Source organism: Proteiniborus sp., from assembly GCF_040308045.1.
GTDB lineage: Bacteria > Bacillota > Clostridia > Tissierellales > Proteiniboraceae > Proteiniborus.
In genome coordinates this window covers 19,669-35,368 of sequence record NZ_JAWRHZ010000011.1, presented here as the reverse complement: position 1 = coordinate 35,368, position 15,700 = coordinate 19,669, and the positions used below count along the sequence as shown (strand labels likewise).

Below are 15,700 nucleotides of genomic sequence, written 5' to 3'. Positions count from 1 at the left end.
TAATTTAGGGGGAGAACTATGGACGCGACAATTACTGTTAAGGAACTATTATTAGTAGTAGTATCTTTAGTTGTTATAGGCTTTGGTATTTATCTAATTGTGGCACTAAGAAATCTAAACGAATTACTAAAGAAAGTAAGGCAAATAGTTGATGAAAATGAAAAGTCTATAAAAGAGACTATTTCAAATCTACCAGAAATAAGCGATAACGTGAATATTATTAGCACAAAAACAAAGGATGTTATCGAAAATATTGAGCCTGTACTTCCAGAAATAGTAGACAATGTTAATTCCATTACTGAGAATATAAATGATGGAATGGAAATAGCCATAGATACAGTGGAGGTAGTTGGAGAGAATATTAGCGATACAGTAGAAGCAATAAGAGATAGTACAGTTGATGTTACAACCTACATAAAGCTAATCGGAGAGGTTGTCAAAGTAATTAAACAAGTAATAGCAAGAGAAAAATAAATAAATAGAGACCAGTAGATATTTATATTTTCTACTGGTTTTTATATTGAGAAATGTCTTAATATTTATTGTGAAATTCTTTGATATTGTAATAGCAATCTTCCTATGATATAATTCATATATCGAGTCAATAGGTGGTATGATAATATGAATATAGGATGGAGAATATGGTTAAAAAAAGGTGAATTAAAGATTTTTGGCAAAGGACCTAAAGAACTTCTGCAAAGAACAGAAAAAATGGGTTCTCTTAGAAAAGCAGCTATGTCTATGAATATGTCATATAGCAAGGCTTGGAATCTTATTTCCAATTTAGAAAAGGCATTAGACATTAAAATACTTGATAAAACAATAGGGGGGATAGATGGAGGAAGTTCTACTCTTACTCAGGAAGGCAAGGCACTAATAGATAAATATGATGAGCTTGAAAAAAGGATAGAAGAGGCTATTTTAAAAATCTACAAAGAAGTATTTTAATTTTTTTGTCCTCGTTATACTATAAAAAATACAACGAAATGTATTAAGACATTACAGTTTATATTCAAATTAATTTAATGACAAAAGGAGATGTATATTTATGAAAAAGGTAATAGCATTATTACTAGTTTTAGTATTAGCATTAGGGCTTTACGGTTGTACAGGTAGCAATGAGACAAAAGAAGATGTTAATTCAAACGGAAATGCTAGCACAAACGAAAGCGCTAAACCAATAGAGCTTACAATTAGCGCAGCAGCCAGTCTTACAGAGGCATATAACGAACTGAAGGACATATATGAATCAGAAAAAGACGTAAAGCTAATATTTAATTATGGATCTTCAGGAGCACTTCAAAAGCAAATTGAAGAAGGCGCTGAAGTAGATGTATTTGTCTCTGCAGGGCAAAAACAGATGAATGCACTTGAAGAAAAAGATTTGATTATAAAAGATACTAGGGAAGACATATACAGAAATGAATTAGTTCTTATAGTACCAGAAGAATATAAGGATGAAATAACATCCATAAATGATATAATAGGTACAGATTTAAAGCTTAGTATAGGAGTGCCAGAAACAGTTCCTGTTGGTCAATATGCAAAAGAAGCTCTAGAATATCTAAAGATTTGGGATAAGCTTCAAACTAATATTGTACTTGCTAAAGACGTAAGTCAGGTACTTACATATGTAGAAAAAGGTGAGGTAGCAGCAGGAATAGTTTATAGTTCTGATTCAGTTAGAGCCAAACAAAGCTACATAGCAGAAATATTTTCAGAAGAAACACATAGACCAATTGTGTATCCAGCAGCAGTAGTTGCATCTACTAAAAATAAAGAAGCAAGTATAGACTTTCTAAGTTTTTTAAGAACAGATAAAGCAAAAGAAATTTTAGGAAAACATGGATTTAAGATATATGAAAAGTAGGTTGATTATTTATGATACTAAGTCCAATAATGATTTCACTGAGAATTGCAGCAGTGTCTACTGTTATTACATTGATAATAGGAGTGTTACTGTCAAGAACCCTTACTAAGTATGATTTTAAGGGTAAAAATATAATAGAGGTAATTCTTCTTCTGCCAATGATATTACCCCCATCAGTTGTTGGATATGGGCTTTTAATCTTGATAGGGAAAAGAGGTATATTAGGCAAGCTATTATATGATGCATTTGGAGTAAGACTTATTTTTACTTGGGTTGCTGCTTGTATAGCAGCAACCGTAGTATCTCTTCCTTTAATGTATCAAAGTTGTAAAAGTGCATTTTTAAAAATTGAACCTGATTTGGAAATGGCAGCAATGTCATTAGGGGCTAATAAGAGAGAAGTATTTTTAAAAATAAGTCTTCCTCTTGCCTTGCCTGGAATAATAAGTGGAGTAGTTCTTTCCTTTGCTAGATCCTTGGGCGAATTTGGGGCTACCCTTATGGTTGCAGGAAATATACCAGGGAAAACCCAAAACATACCATTAGCAATATATTTTGCCGTTGAAATGGGAAATACTAAAACTGCTAATATTTTATTAGCTATAGTAGTGATTTTTAGCTTTATTGTAGTCTATGGTATGAATAAGTGGCTTAGAAAGTAGTAGATTGACATATGCTATTTTTTAAGCTATAATATAAATCTATTGAATATTATTAAGAATAAAATTTTTGGAGAGATGGCCGAGTCTGGCTGAAGGCGCTCGCCTGGAAAGCGGGTAGACGGCTAAACCGTCTCGCGGGTTCGAATCCCGCTCTCTCCGCCAATATAAAGTTTGTCGTGCTAGATGGGGAGGTAGCGGTGCCCTATAACCTGCAATCCGCTATAGCAGGATTGAATTCCCAGCCTAGGTATCCTATTGTGAGGTCTGCCCTAGGAAAGTGATGTTGACGATTGGGTCTTGCGCAATGGAAATTCATGAACCCCGTCAGATCCGGAAGGAAGCAGCGGTAAGTGAACACTTCTGTGTGCCGCAGGGTTGCCTAATCCGAGTTAACTACTTAGGTAACGCTTGTAGTAGTATATCAAAGCTGGGTGCACGACTAAAAAATAAAGACTATGGGTTTTCCATAGTCTTTATTTTTATGGTTTTTGGTTTTAATGTAGCAAAAAAGAGGAATTTTATATTAATTGTAGAATAATTATAGAATGTGCAAATTATTTTGTTGAAAATAGTAGAAGTTAGCTATACTTAATATATATATAAGCAACATATTCTTTGCAAGCCTAAATAATATATGATAGTAGGTGGCATCTATGTTTTTAAACTCATATAGAAAAAAATTAATAGGTTTGTTTACTTTAATAGCTATGGTTCCTATTATTTTATTTGCTGTAAGTGTATACACTAGAATTAATACTTATATAATTGAAGAAAATATAAAAGCAAAAACAAGCTTTATTGAAAATGAAGCTGAAAAGCTTGATATATGGTTTATGACTAACGAAGAAAAAGTTAAAGATATATCTGTTAATTATCCTTTCATTAAAGAGCTTATGGCAGAAGAAGATGGAGACAGAAGAGTTAATGAATACCTTTCCTCACAGCTCACATCATCTAAAGAAATACTTAGCTTAAGAGTAGTCATGGTAAACTCAAAGGAATATTCATCTAAGAGACTCCAATCTATAGGAGATCCACGATTAAAACATGATTATATTAATGCATTATTAAAAAAAGAATTAGTTTGGACTTTGCAGGAGGTTAATAGCGGACACCCAAGTATCATCACTGCGTCTGTTCCTTTTTTTGGAGTTACTGGTGAAATAGAGGGAGTTCTTTTAGTAGACTTCAGTTTCGATGGAATCCTAAATAGAATAGGTGAAATAAAAAGAGATGATAAGTCTGTAAATTATGTTTTAACTAAACAGGGAAATATATTAAGTGGATTTGGTAAAGAAATAATAGAATCACGCAATGTAATTGATAGTTATGAAAAAAAAATATCGTCTTTAGCAGTGAAAACTGTAGCTACTGACGTTGGGACAGAAAACATTGAGCTTGATAAGGAATATTTGGCTTTTTATTCTACGGTCCCCTCAGTAGATTGGAAGATTATGTCCTTAATTCCGAAAAGTGAAATTTATAATGGTATAAATGTATTGGTTAAATATGCTTCGTACATAACAGCTATCACTTTATTATCAATAGTTATACTTGCTATGCTGTTTTCTAAGATTTTTTCAGAACCATTAGTAAAGCTAAAGAATGGTGCAATAGAAATACAAAAAGGAAATTACGATTATAAATTTGATATAAAAAAAGAAGATGAATTTGGACAAGTAGCATTAGCATTTAACGATATGGTATCGAAGTTAAAAAAATCTCATGAGGACTTAAGCAACAATAATGCTATGCTGACAGATGCAAATGAACAGCTACAGAAAATAAACCTTGAGTTAGAAGCTTCATACGAACAGCTTAAAGCAACCACCGACCAGTTAAATGAATCAGAGCAAAGATTTAGAACTCTTTTAGGAAATATAGATGATTTAGTATGGATTATGGACAGAGATTTAAACATAATATTTACTAATGACCAGGTTGAAACTGTATTAAGGACTAACAAAGAACGATTTTTAGGGAGAAATTTAAATGAGCTAACAAATTATATCATTGGAAATGGAGAAACATTATTAAATGATATTGTTGAAACAGATTTAGATAATAGGGAAATATATATTACTAATGGCTATAAAGATACAATAATAGTTGAAGCTAACACAAAAAGAGTTTATGAGAATAATAAACTTGTTGGCATACATGGTGTCATAAGAGATATTACAGAAAGAAAGAAAATGGAAGAAAGCATAATAAAGAGAAATGAAGAGCTAATAGTAGTAAATAGAGTTAGTAAGGGTTTAACAACTGCTATGAACATAGAAACCCTAATGCAAAGAGCAGTAGATGGCATTATTAGACTTATGAATATATCATTATGCACCATTAGACAATTAGAGGATAATAAGCTTATACTTAAAGCTTTTTCTGGAGCAGCATCAAATTTAATTACATCTGAAGACATACCAATAGCTGAGGATGACATAGGGGAGGCAGCTAAAACAGGTAAGATACAAGTATTAGAAATAGGGAAACAGTATCATAAAAGTAAATACACTGAGAAACTAATTGATTCTGGTAGAATCAGCTATTTAAGTGTTCTTCCAATTAAGGCTAGAGGTAAAATCTCTGGAGTAATGGTAGTAGGTAGTAAAGGGAAGCTTGACAAAGGAGAATTCAATGTTCTTGCGTCTATAACTAATCAAATAGCTTTAATTACAGAAAATATAAGTCTTTATCAAGGATTGAAGAATAACTACTTAAGGACTATAGAAACACTTGCAGCAGCTATAGAGGCAAAAGACGAATATACTGAAGGTCATTCTAATAGAGTTGCTAAGTATAGTGTTGAAATAGCTAAATACATGGGAATGCCAAAGAAATTCTGTGAAGAGATTGAATTTGCGGGAATACTCCATGATGTAGGGAAAATCGGAATAAAAGATGGGGTACTTACAAAACCAGGAAGATTAACAGAAAGAGAATACGAGATGATAAGAATGCATCCAGTGATAGGTAGTAGAATATTAGAGGGAGTGGGATTTTCAGACACTATAATGAATGTAATTAAATTCCACCACAAGAGATATGATTTAAAAGGATATCCTCTAGAAATATATATTGAAGAGCTACCACTAGAAGCTGCTATTGTAGGAGTGGCAGATGCCTTTGATGCAATGACTACAAGTAGGGCATATAGGAGTGCCATTACGCCAGAAGAAGCCATTGAAGAACTCATTAGAAATAAAGAGGCTCAGTTCAATCCTTATATAGTAGATATTATGACAGATATATACAGAAGAAATAAAAAAGTCATTGAGACAATTATGCATAGTGATATAATTTCAGAAAGGACTAGTCTTGCTTAAAGACTGGTCTTTTTCTACTTCGTATAATCCATTCTGGTATAAGACAGAAAGATTTGGTATAATATATTTATTAAACACATGAAGGTGATTAAATGGCTTATCAAGCTTTATATAGGAAGTTCAGACCTAAAACCTTTGACGACGTCATGGGACAAGAGCATATAACTACTACATTAAAAAATCAAATAAAAAACGATAACATAGCCCATGCCTATTTATTTTCTGGCACTAGAGGAACAGGGAAGACTTCTACTGCAAAAGTATTTGCAAGGGCAATTAATTGTACAAATAGTCATGATGGAAATCCTTGCAATGAATGTGAAGCATGTAAAGGAATACTTGATGAAACCATAATGGATGTCATAGAGATGGATGCTGCTTCAAATACTAGTGTTGAAGATATTAGGGACCTTAGGGAAAAGGCAAAGTACCCTCCCTCTAAATGCAAATTCAAAGTATACATCATTGATGAGGTTCATATGATATCAAAGGGTGCTTCAAATGCACTTTTAAAAATATTGGAGGAGCCTCCAAAGCATTTGATATTTATACTTGCGACTACAGAGCCTCAAAGGTTGCCTGCAACAATATTATCTAGATGCCAAAGATTTGACTTTAAAAGAATAACTGTAAAAGATATAATTAAAAATATGCAAAATATTCTAGATGAAATTGGTGTAAAAGTAGACCCTAAAGGATTAAGCTTAATAGCTAGAAACTCAGATGGGGCTATGAGAGATGCTCTTAGTTTACTAGATCAGTGTCTTTCTTTTTCAGGGGAAGAAATGACATATGATTATATTCTTTCTATATTAGGTGTAGTAAACAACGATATAATATATGAAATAACAGATTCTATAATAGAAAAAGAATCAGACAAATCTCTTAAATTAATAGAACATATAGTTCAAAATGGAAAAGATATAAATCAATTTATTAAAGACTTGATACTTCATTTTAGAAATCTAATGGTAATAAAGGTGTCAGAGAATATCGAAAATGTAATTGACGAAACTGAAGAAATGATAGATAGGCTAAAAAAACAAGCAGAAGCCATTAGTACAAGTGGAATAATTAACATACTAAAAATTCTATCTGACGCAGAAACACAGTGTAAATGGTCATCTCAACCTAGGGTTATACTTGAAGTAAGTATCATAAGAATGGTAAATGAATCTTCAGGAGCAGAGATTGAAGACTTAGTAGAAAGGATTAGAAAATTAGAAGAAAAACTTGAAAATAGTACAATAGTAAAGAGCACAGTTCAAAAGAAACAATCAGGGCCTTCTATTCCTATTAAAAACACATTACCAACTAAGGATAAAGATGATAATGAAAGCAGTGAAAGAAATTCCTCTAATGATATTAAAGAAAACAAAAATATTGTACAAACTGATATAGATTTTAATAAAATTTCTGAGGAATGGAGTAATATATTAAAGACAATAAAATCTGAGAGAATTGGACTGCATGCTTTAATTATGGAAGGAAACCCTGTAAGTTTTAAAAACAATACACTAACAATAGCCTTCGAAGATGGTTTTAGATTTCATAAAGATGCCATCGATAAAGAGGAAAATAAGGAGCTTGTTCAAACAATTATAAATAAAAGCTTAAACACAAATATAGAAATTAAGTTTGTAATGTCAGACGACATTACAAAGACTGATGATGAAAAGCAAGAGAAGGAACAAGAAAAAGAATTGATACAAGATGTTATCAATGTATTTGGAAAAGATTTAGTGGAAATAGAAGAATAATAAGGAGGTTTTTATAATGGCAAGAGGTGGATTCCCTGGAATGGGAAACATGGGAAATATGATGAAACAGGTTCAAAAGATGCAAAAGCAAATGGCTGACTTACAAAACGAACTAAACGAAAGAGAAGTAGAAGCAAGTGCAGGTGGAGGAGCTATAACTGTAAAGGCCAATGGTAAAAAAGAAATATTAGCAATAACTATAGACAAAGATGTAGTAGATCCTGATGATGTTGAGATGCTTCAAGATTTAATAATAGCTGCAACAAATGAAGCATTAAGAAGTGCAGATGAAATGGTAAGCAGAGAAATGCAAAAAATAACTGGTGGTATGAATATACCAGGGTTATTCTAAGATATTTCACTTATATAAAATCCCACCTTTTAGTATTAGCGTAGGTGGGATTTTAATAGCATGAAGTAGATTCGATCATTCAGAAAAGGAAACAACTCATCGTGGATGAAGCCTTAGTTTATGTGAAAGGATGATATAGGATGGATTATTTTGCACCTCCTTTAGCAGGTCTTATAGAAGAATTTTCAAAGTTGCCAGGCATAGGAAGAAAAACAGCTCAAAGACTTGCATTTTATGTACTGAATATGGATGCCAAGGATGTAGATGGGCTTGCTAATGCAATAATAAATGCTAAGAAAAACATTAGGTATTGCAGTGTGTGTAGCAATCTTACAGATACAGATCCATGTTTTATCTGTAGCAACACCAAAAGAGATCAAACTACAATATGCGTTGTAGAAGATCCAAGGGATGTTATTGCATTAGAAAAAACTAAAGAATTTCATGGATTGTACCATGTTCTTCACGGAAGCATTTCTCCAATGGAAGGAATAGGCCCAGAAGATATTAAAATAAAAGAGCTTCTCCAAAGGTTACAGGAACTGGACGTAGCAGAGGTAATACTAGCAACAAATCCTACAATAGAAGGAGAAGCCACAGCAATGTATATATCGAAGCTCCTAAAACCCCTGGGCATAAAAACCACAAGAATTGCCCACGGAATACCAGTAGGGGGAGATCTAGAATATGCCGATGAAGTAACACTTTCAAAGGCGTTAGAGGGAAGAAGAGAGATATAGAAATCTTTAGCTAATTGTCTCCATCAAATAAAGTCCTATCATTTTGCAAATTCATTTTAAAATGCAAATAAAGTTGTTTCAGGAAACATGGTTTATTAGGGATTAGGAATCTCGGGTAAGCCATGTTTTTTTGTTAGGATATTTTGGGATAAAGGTATAAGGAATAAGGCTGGAACCTAGGTAAATCAATGGATTGGAAGATAAGAAAGAGGGGAAAATGGAGAGGAGAAATGGATAAAAACTCTCCTTAAACCTTCTCCCTTAACCCTCAATCCTAATAGAACTTTATTTTCATTTTTTGAGGTGAAAATCAAGAAATACAAGTACTTTAGTGGTGCAGGTTCAAGGATTAAGGAATTAAATGGATAAATGGAAGAGAATAACAAGCCAGTGTTTTCAAGGGCTTGAGGGGCGTTGGTGAGAGAACTTTATTTGAAAAAGGTGAGGAGTTTGTTTGATGAACACATAGTTAGGAACAAGGAAAAAGGGGTAAGGAATATAGGAAATAAAAAAGACAGGATATAGGACTTAATTAGTTGTTATAAAAAGAAAATAAAGTAGTGGTATTTGAAGGGATAAGGAATCAGGAAAAGTATTGGGAATACAGGGTTTAGGTAAGTTTTAAGGTTAAAGGAATAAGGAGATTAAAGGAAATTTGTAATAGGACTTTATTTACTTTTACTATATAACATAGGCCTTTTTTTCTGTTTCTAAAAACGATGTGGTGAAAAATTCTAGAAACAGAAAAGTCCTTGTATTGCAGAAAAGTAGTTACAAAAAGAAAATAAAGTTCTTTAGATGGTGTTTTACCCACATTTCTTGATACAAGAATGGGGATAAAGTATATAAAATATAAGGGAAATGTGGATAAAAGGGAAAAGAAATTAGGACCTTATTTGCATTTCCTATAGAACATGCCCTATTTTTTCTGTAAGGAAAATTCTATCAAAATGAAAATAAAGTTGTATTATTTATATCAATATAGGAAACTGGTTGTGGAAGGGGTTAAGAGGGTATTAGAGGAATTGGTTAAAAAGTGGTAAGGTGTAAGGAAGTAGGTGCTTTTACAGGCTATATAGTGTAAAATAAAGGTATATGGTATGGTTTGGTAAAATATGAATATAACAATATTCTTAAGTTTTATCATAGCAGTAAAAAGATGTAACATATGAACGATATAAACAACTCAATAAATAGTAATTTGTTGATTAAAAATTAAAGGGGGATAATCATGAATAACAAGTATGATAAATGTGTGAATGAATGGAATAATATTTTTTCAAAGGAAATACCTAACGTTCCAACGAAGTCAACCTCTGGAAATGAAACCCTTGATAAAGGAATTAGGTGGATTTGTAATGGGACAGAGAAAATTCTCGATTTTGGATGTGGCAATGGCACTATGCTATTTTTATGTGCTATAAATGGAACAAAACTTAATATTGGAATTGATTTATCAGAAAAGGCAATTGAAGTTGCAGAAAAAAGAGCAGAGCAAATGACGCAAGGAGAATTTGATTTTAGTCAAGGCGGAATTGATAAATTAAAGAATATAGATGATTCAGAGGTTGATGCAGTGATTTTATCTAATATTATAGATAATTTGTATCCTGATGATGCAGAGGTTCTAATGAATGAAGTGGAGAGGGTTTTAAAAGAAAATGGTAAAGTTTTAGTTAAAGTGAATCCATACGTAACAACAGAACAAATATCAGAATGGAATATAAAGGTTGTAAAGGATAATTTACTTGATGATGGATTGATTTTATGGAATAATACAACAGATGAATGGATAAAGTTCTTTGAAAGAAAATTTGATATAAGACAATACGAAGAAATTTATTATCCCGAATATGAACAATATAATAGAATGTTTTGGCTTGTTAAGAGAATATAATGATGTATTGATTATGGTGTGGAACCATGCTCGATAAATTCTAATTTTTAGGGATGATATAACATAACTTTAGATTCAGTTCTGTCGTATTTTATTATGTGCACTAATTGTGGGGGCTATCATGTTTGAATATATTAGATTGAAAAGAATAATGTGCTACGGGACTTGCCCCGTTTATAGTGTAATAGTACATAACGAGGGCAATGTAATTTATAATGGGGAAATTATTATAAAGCGTAATGGAGGGATAACAAGTGCAAAAGTATTCTATACATTTTGAGATATCACAAGGACGTAAAACTAAGAATGGAATGCTAGTTCCAACTAATTATAATTTTGGGGACCATTACCATCTTATTTTTTAAAAAAATGTACTCATTTTAGAATTGACTGCTGGATTGATGAAGAAACAGCCATTGAAAGAGCAGAAGTTTTTGGAAGAATTCTTGATACAGGTATAGATAACATGAAAGTTTTCACTGGAGAAATTACAGAAGAATTTGTAATTGAATTAATACATAATCCTTTTGATGAGGAAGACAAGATAAAATGGTTTAGCATCTTTTTCATGGATGAGGATAAGTATGTTTTTTCAGCGGAACATTATGGTTGTGAATTTGCCGCTGAATGTTCGACTAAAAAAGAGGTTGAATGCACATTTGCAGGGGGTGATAGTTTGGCTAAGCATGATTTTGGAATAATAGATTCTTTTGAAGAAAACAAATGGTCCAAGGCAAACAGTTGTTATCAATCGCAGGAACTTCAATTGCTTATTGAAAAGTTATCTAATGCAATTAGTGAGGATAAACACTTAATTCACTATGGAATATAGTGTTTTGTAAATAAGTATATGAATATGAAGGCTAATAGGGGGATTATCATGTTCGAATACATAAAATTGCAAAGAACAGTGTGCTATGGAACTTGCCCTGTTTATAGTGTAATAGTAGATAATGAGGGTAATGTAAGTTATCATGGAGAAATGTTTGTATATAAGAGCGGGGAGCATCATTGGAAGGTATCAAAGAAAAAGGTAGAAGGGGTAAGTTATTAGGATTTTTTAGAATGCTTTGGAGGATTAGCGGCCTTCCAAGGCATTTTTTCTTATTGATTGCACTAATTTTAAAATGGGCAACATTACCTGTAGGGCTAAAAAAATGCGTATAGGAAGGCTAGACGGAGGAATAAGGCATAAGGGGCTAAGGTACAAATTGAAACCTTAACCCTTGTTGTACCATTATTAGGAGTCACTAAAATCCGAATCATTACCTATCTCCAGTTTCAACCTTTTTATGTAACCATAAAGCATTTTGATAATCTCGGTTGTTTTATTATCCAGAATCTCATATTGTTCTTTTGAAATATAATTATTCTGCAAAGAAGTAAGAAGATGATTTCTTACTTCTCCTGCACTGCCAAGGGCAGCATTTGCATGGACCTTTTCTTTTTTAATAAACAACTGTGTATTTCCTTCTGCAAGATTTGCCCCTATACTCCTAACAGCCCGTACTAACTGGTCTGTAAGCCTATATTGCTCACAACTTGGAAATCCTTTAACCAATTCCCTTATATCCTGCTCAAGAACATTCGCCTTCTGCCATACTTTCAGGCTTTTAAAATCTTTTATATACAAATTTTCACTCATAGAATTCATCCTTTCAAATTGATTTTTAACATTATACGGAAGGGCAGGGATAAGTCAAATTTTAATGCTAGAATTTATGTAAAGAAATCACTAAGAAGGTATAAGGGTTAAGGCGTTGTAGTAAAAGTTAATATAGTGCATATACTTGTTCCTTAACCCAATAAACCTTCTCCCTAATATACCCTAAACTAGTTTTTGTCGCTTAAAAACTTCTACGAATGCCGTAAATTAAAGGGCTTGAAGAAATTTACTAAATACATAATATATAAAAGGGATTTAGGTAAAAGGAAATAAGGAAAAAGTTAAAAAAGTAGAAATTAGACTTGACTTTGTGGAGAATGATTTATTATAAAATATATGTTTACGTTTATGAAGGCATTTTACAATGTTAATGAAATAACCTCCGTATTATTTTATTTTGTATGCTTACCTAGTTTGCTGGGTGAGCAATTTTTTTTGCAGAAATACTTGAAATTATAAAAAATCATCGACTATAAAGAACGATAAGGAACTTAAATTTTATTAAAGAAATGGAGGAATTACTATGGGAAACAGGATTTTATTGGGACTTGATAATGGAAACAAATGTACAAAAACAAGTGAGGGCTATATTGTTGAGTCAGGATTTACTAAATCTAATAGTGAGCCAATCTCAGCGAGCAACTTGTTAATTTATGAAGGTAAGTTTTATAGCATCGGAGGTAATAGATTGAGTGTCCAGATGGATAAGACAGTTAATCAGGATACTTTCATTATGTCTTTACCTGCAATTGCAGATGCTGTAAATATAGCGAGGATAGAAGATAAATCAGATGTAATTCTAGGAGTAGGACTTCCAATTGTCAATTATGGAACTCTTAAGAAAAAATTTCGGGAATATTTTTTAAGACAGGATGTTAAATTTAATTTTAACAAAAAAGGTTATGCAATTAATATTATTGATTGCAGGGTGTATCCACAGGGGTATGCTTCGCTTATTACGGTATTTAACAGTTATAAGGATATATTATGTAATGTTATAGATATTGGCGGTTATACTGTAGATATTTTTAGAGTGGAGAACGGGATAATTGACACTGCATCGTGTTGCTCACTCCCTGACGGAATTATTACGTTAATTGCGAATATCCAGCAGGAACTTTTAAAAACAAATATTAGGCTAACTGAAATTCAAATACAAGATATTATAGCGGGAAAGGAACCTGTTATATTTGAGGCGGATGTTAAGGAAATGGTTAAAGTGATGTCAGAAGAGTACGTAGAAAATATATTAGCCAAAGTTGAAGAATATGGGTTTGAATTCCGCAACCCTACCATTTTCACGGGCGGTGGAAGTGTGATGCTTCGGAAATACATTGAAGAATCCACAAAAGTAAGGTATGCAGATTTTCTTGACCAGTTTGCTAATGCACGAGGGTTCAAAATTTTGCTTGAACAAGAATTAAGAAGGTGATGCTATGGTAACAAAACGAATAAACCTGTCTTTTTCTATGGATAGAGAGGAAGATGTTAAGGTATATAACATACTTTCTGCACAGAAATATAAAACGGATTACGTTATTAAGGCAGTATTAAGTTTTACGGGGAAAAATGATAAGGATTTTGATAAGGAGAAAATAAAGGAGGCTTTAAAGGAAGCAATAGCGGAATGTGGAGGAATTACTATAGGGAACAGTAAAAAAGATAATGATGATTATGCTCAGCCTGTATTGTCTGATGACATATTCAGCATGTTTGATAGTCTATAGCCATTATGAGCAGTGAAGTTTAGAACTTCCTGCTTTTTTCTTGGATAATATATATGATAAGTATACAATAAGCCATAAATTTCATTAGGATATTTTTTTACCCCATATCACTTATATCCTTACTATGGGGTTCCTAAATGAACTGGAATAAAAAGTTGGGTACTAAAAGGAACCAAGGTTTACAGATAAGAAACGACGAGGTATACACTTTACAAATAATATCCAATATGATACTTTTAATGCAGACATTCTAGGGAGTGTTAATAAGCGGACAAAATGGAGGAAATGGTTGCTCTGTAGCAATTTATTTCCTCTGTTTTGTTTTTATATTAAAATATTTTGCATTTTAAGGGGCGAAACTCGATTTTAGAATTGCTTTCCTTAATAAGAAGATAAGTAAGAATGAATTATTAGAAAGCAGCCTTTTTATATAGGAAACGGAGCAATTTGATAGGTTTTATACATTTTTATTAAGGAACAAGGGCTAGAAATGGTTTTAAGGAGAAAGGAGTAAAAAAGTGATTCTAAAACATAATTAGAATGGTGAAGAAGGGTTATTGGTTAAAAGGAGATAGGGAATTTGGAATGAGGAACTACATAATATGGTAGTAGTTATTGAAATATTAAATCTTCTTACCCATTTTCTTATTAAAAATCTATATATCTATATAAAAAGATTCTATCAATAACTTTGGTTATACAATATAATAGTAAATATAATCCTGAAAAAATGTAGCGTAATGGCACATGTAACCTTTATGAGGTGAAAAGATATGAAAATCAAAAAGAAAACTATCATGATAACAGCATTTTTAATAATACCTTTGATACTGTTTTTATTAAGTTATATAAATTATCGTAGTCAAAGAATCGATAATGAGCACTTAGAAAGTTTCAAAAGTCAACTGATGACAACTGTCCAGCAAAACTCATCTTTTGATATGAATAATATAACTCCTTTTGAATGGGACAGAATGTATGTTATACGACCTTATATTAGTAGAACAGAAATGCAGAAGGTAATAGGCATAAAATGGACTACAGCGGACACTTATATCGGTTATCTAATATGTGATAAAACTTGGCTCGGAGAGTATCCATTGGATGATGATATATTTCATAAACTAATTTTTGTAAAAGATAATAAAGTAGTTCTAGATGTTACTCTTGACAGGAATGATGTGGATTTTATACAGATTAATAGTCCTGTTATAAACGATGACTCTCTATTTGACATTGATAAAGCAGATGAAAGAAATATTATAAAAACAAGTAAGTAGCAAAAGATGATGCCTTAATAAAAAACGAATATATATGGAGTGAGTAAGATATGAAAAATAGGAAATTAACGAAGGCAATTACAGCAGTTACCGTTACATGCACTTTAATAGCCGTTATCAGTGCATTTTCCAGTTACTTATTGCCATTATACTTATCATATAAACTTAATAAGGATATAAGAGATGCGGGCTCAGTAGGAATTATAGGTGGTGCAGACGGACCAACAGCAATTTATTTGTCAGGTCAAATTTCTTCGCACTGGGTTACAGTTATCTTTGCAGCATTAGCGATTTTGGGAGTTATATATTTAATTGCGGTTAAAAATTCAGTAAAAAAATCATAATCCAGGACCATATTTTAACAATAAAAAGTGTGCAAAATGCAGGTTTTTTATTGCAAAAAAACAGTGTGATATTATG

17 protein-coding genes, 1 tRNA gene and 1 other RNA gene are annotated in these 15,700 nt (G+C 32.1%); 18 read left to right on the top strand and 1 reads right to left on the bottom strand.

The window, feature by feature from the left end:
• Nucleotides 1-18 precede the first annotated feature (18 nt).
• The 14 genes from ABV008_RS01630 to ABV008_RS01565 all read left to right on the top strand — a co-directional run bounded on the left by ABV008_RS01630 (nt 19) and on the right by ABV008_RS01565 (nt 11,661).
• Complete coding sequence (locus ABV008_RS01630) at nt 19-474, top strand: hypothetical protein (RefSeq protein ID WP_352418066.1); 456 nt, start codon at nt 19-21, stop codon at nt 472-474.
• A 147-nt stretch (nt 475-621) separates the two neighbouring features.
• The gene (locus ABV008_RS01625) at nt 622-948 is read left to right on the top strand and encodes a winged helix-turn-helix domain-containing protein (RefSeq protein WP_352418065.1); all 327 of its coding nucleotides are present in this window, start codon (nt 622-624) and stop codon (nt 946-948) included.
• Between the two features lie 100 nt (nt 949-1,048).
• Complete coding sequence (modA, locus tag ABV008_RS01620) at nt 1,049-1,870, top strand: molybdate ABC transporter substrate-binding protein (RefSeq protein ID WP_352418064.1); 822 nt, start codon at nt 1,049-1,051, stop codon at nt 1,868-1,870.
• An 11-nt stretch (nt 1,871-1,881) separates the two neighbouring features.
• Nucleotides 1,882-2,532: a molybdate ABC transporter permease subunit gene (gene modB, locus ABV008_RS01615; protein WP_352418063.1), complete on the top strand. Its 651-nt coding sequence runs from the start codon at nt 1,882-1,884 to the stop codon at nt 2,530-2,532.
• 69 nt (nt 2,533-2,601) lie between these two features.
• Nucleotides 2,602-2,694 (top strand) — tRNA-Ser (locus ABV008_RS01610).
• Between the two features lie 12 nt (nt 2,695-2,706).
• Nucleotides 2,707-2,971: signal recognition particle sRNA large type (gene ffs, locus ABV008_RS01605), an RNA gene on the top strand.
• A gap of 214 nt (nt 2,972-3,185) precedes the next feature.
• On the top strand, nt 3,186-5,858 hold the full coding sequence (locus ABV008_RS01600) for an HD domain-containing phosphohydrolase (RefSeq protein WP_352418062.1): 2,673 nt from the start codon (nt 3,186-3,188) through the stop codon (nt 5,856-5,858).
• Nucleotides 5,859-5,950: 92 nt separating this feature from the next.
• A complete protein-coding gene (gene dnaX, locus ABV008_RS01595; RefSeq protein ID WP_352418061.1) occupies nt 5,951-7,618 on the top strand; it encodes a DNA polymerase III subunit gamma/tau in 1,668 nt (555 codons plus the stop codon).
• A gap of 16 nt (nt 7,619-7,634) precedes the next feature.
• Entirely contained in the window at nt 7,635-7,970 is a 336-nt protein-coding gene (locus tag ABV008_RS01590) for a YbaB/EbfC family nucleoid-associated protein (protein ID WP_352418060.1), read from the top strand.
• Between the two features lie 140 nt (nt 7,971-8,110).
• Entirely contained in the window at nt 8,111-8,710 is a 600-nt protein-coding gene (recR, locus tag ABV008_RS01585; protein ID WP_352418059.1) for a recombination mediator RecR, read from the top strand.
• Between the two features lie 1,231 nt (nt 8,711-9,941).
• Nucleotides 9,942-10,607 carry a class I SAM-dependent methyltransferase gene (locus ABV008_RS01580; protein WP_236915962.1) on the top strand — a complete coding sequence of 222 codons (666 nt, stop codon included), beginning with the start codon at nt 9,942-9,944 and terminating at the stop codon, nt 10,605-10,607.
• Between the two features lie 121 nt (nt 10,608-10,728).
• The gene (locus ABV008_RS01575; protein ID WP_272879144.1) at nt 10,729-10,887 is read left to right on the top strand and encodes a DUF6438 domain-containing protein; all 159 of its coding nucleotides are present in this window, start codon (nt 10,729-10,731) and stop codon (nt 10,885-10,887) included.
• Nucleotides 10,888-11,073: 186 nt separating this feature from the next.
• The gene (locus tag ABV008_RS01570) at nt 11,074-11,439 is read left to right on the top strand and encodes a hypothetical protein (protein ID WP_352418058.1); all 366 of its coding nucleotides are present in this window, start codon (nt 11,074-11,076) and stop codon (nt 11,437-11,439) included.
• Nucleotides 11,440-11,487: 48 nt separating this feature from the next.
• The gene (locus ABV008_RS01565; protein ID WP_236915958.1) at nt 11,488-11,661 is read left to right on the top strand and encodes a DUF6438 domain-containing protein; all 174 of its coding nucleotides are present in this window, start codon (nt 11,488-11,490) and stop codon (nt 11,659-11,661) included.
• Between the two features lie 186 nt (nt 11,662-11,847).
• Here ABV008_RS01565 and ABV008_RS01560 read toward each other — a convergent pair whose 3' ends face one another.
• Nucleotides 11,848-12,252, bottom strand: a complete 405-nt coding sequence (locus ABV008_RS01560) for a four helix bundle protein (protein WP_236915957.1) — start codon at nt 12,250-12,252, stop codon at nt 11,848-11,850.
• 544 nt (nt 12,253-12,796) lie between these two features.
• Here ABV008_RS01560 and ABV008_RS01555 point away from each other — a divergent pair.
• The 4 genes from ABV008_RS01555 (at nt 12,797) to ABV008_RS01540 (ending at nt 15,624) form a co-directional block, all read left to right on the top strand.
• Nucleotides 12,797-13,705 carry a ParM/StbA family protein gene (locus ABV008_RS01555; protein ID WP_352418057.1) on the top strand — a complete coding sequence of 303 codons (909 nt, stop codon included), beginning with the start codon at nt 12,797-12,799 and terminating at the stop codon, nt 13,703-13,705.
• Nucleotides 13,706-13,709: 4 nt separating this feature from the next.
• Nucleotides 13,710-14,000, top strand: coding sequence for a hypothetical protein (locus ABV008_RS01550; protein WP_138205098.1), 291 nt, complete (start codon nt 13,710-13,712; stop codon nt 13,998-14,000).
• A 773-nt stretch (nt 14,001-14,773) separates the two neighbouring features.
• Nucleotides 14,774-15,280, top strand: a complete 507-nt coding sequence (locus ABV008_RS01545) for a hypothetical protein (protein WP_352418056.1) — start codon at nt 14,774-14,776, stop codon at nt 15,278-15,280.
• A gap of 50 nt (nt 15,281-15,330) precedes the next feature.
• Nucleotides 15,331-15,624 (top strand): sodium ion-translocating decarboxylase subunit beta, encoded by a 294-nt coding sequence (locus tag ABV008_RS01540; protein WP_091728575.1) that lies wholly within the window; start codon nt 15,331-15,333, stop codon nt 15,622-15,624.
• Nucleotides 15,625-15,700 lie beyond the last annotated feature (76 nt).

Bases quoted from the DNA above. Each gene is read 5' to 3' on its own strand.
- ABV008_RS01630 (WP_352418066.1), top strand. From the start codon at position 19: ATGGACGCGACAATTACTGTTAAGGAACTATTATTAGTAGTAGTATCT.
- ABV008_RS01625 (WP_352418065.1), top strand. From the start codon at position 622: ATGAATATAGGATGGAGAATATGGTTAAAAAAAGGTGAATTAAAGATT.
- modA (WP_352418064.1), top strand. From the start codon at position 1,049: ATGAAAAAGGTAATAGCATTATTACTAGTTTTAGTATTAGCATTAGGG.
- modB (WP_352418063.1), top strand. From the start codon at position 1,882: ATGATACTAAGTCCAATAATGATTTCACTGAGAATTGCAGCAGTGTCT.
- ABV008_RS01600 (WP_352418062.1), top strand. From the start codon at position 3,186: ATGTTTTTAAACTCATATAGAAAAAAATTAATAGGTTTGTTTACTTTA.
- dnaX (WP_352418061.1), top strand. From the start codon at position 5,951: ATGGCTTATCAAGCTTTATATAGGAAGTTCAGACCTAAAACCTTTGAC.
- ABV008_RS01590 (WP_352418060.1), top strand. From the start codon at position 7,635: ATGGCAAGAGGTGGATTCCCTGGAATGGGAAACATGGGAAATATGATG.
- recR (WP_352418059.1), top strand. From the start codon at position 8,111: ATGGATTATTTTGCACCTCCTTTAGCAGGTCTTATAGAAGAATTTTCA.
- ABV008_RS01580 (WP_236915962.1), top strand. From the start codon at position 9,942: ATGAATAACAAGTATGATAAATGTGTGAATGAATGGAATAATATTTTT.
- ABV008_RS01575 (WP_272879144.1), top strand. From the start codon at position 10,729: ATGTTTGAATATATTAGATTGAAAAGAATAATGTGCTACGGGACTTGC.
- ABV008_RS01570 (WP_352418058.1), top strand. From the start codon at position 11,074: ATGAAAGTTTTCACTGGAGAAATTACAGAAGAATTTGTAATTGAATTA.
- ABV008_RS01565 (WP_236915958.1), top strand. From the start codon at position 11,488: ATGTTCGAATACATAAAATTGCAAAGAACAGTGTGCTATGGAACTTGC.
- ABV008_RS01560 (WP_236915957.1), bottom strand. From the start codon at position 12,252: ATGAGTGAAAATTTGTATATAAAAGATTTTAAAAGCCTGAAAGTATGG.
- ABV008_RS01555 (WP_352418057.1), top strand. From the start codon at position 12,797: ATGGGAAACAGGATTTTATTGGGACTTGATAATGGAAACAAATGTACA.
- ABV008_RS01550 (WP_138205098.1), top strand. From the start codon at position 13,710: ATGGTAACAAAACGAATAAACCTGTCTTTTTCTATGGATAGAGAGGAA.
- ABV008_RS01545 (WP_352418056.1), top strand. From the start codon at position 14,774: ATGAAAATCAAAAAGAAAACTATCATGATAACAGCATTTTTAATAATA.
- ABV008_RS01540 (WP_091728575.1), top strand. From the start codon at position 15,331: ATGAAAAATAGGAAATTAACGAAGGCAATTACAGCAGTTACCGTTACA.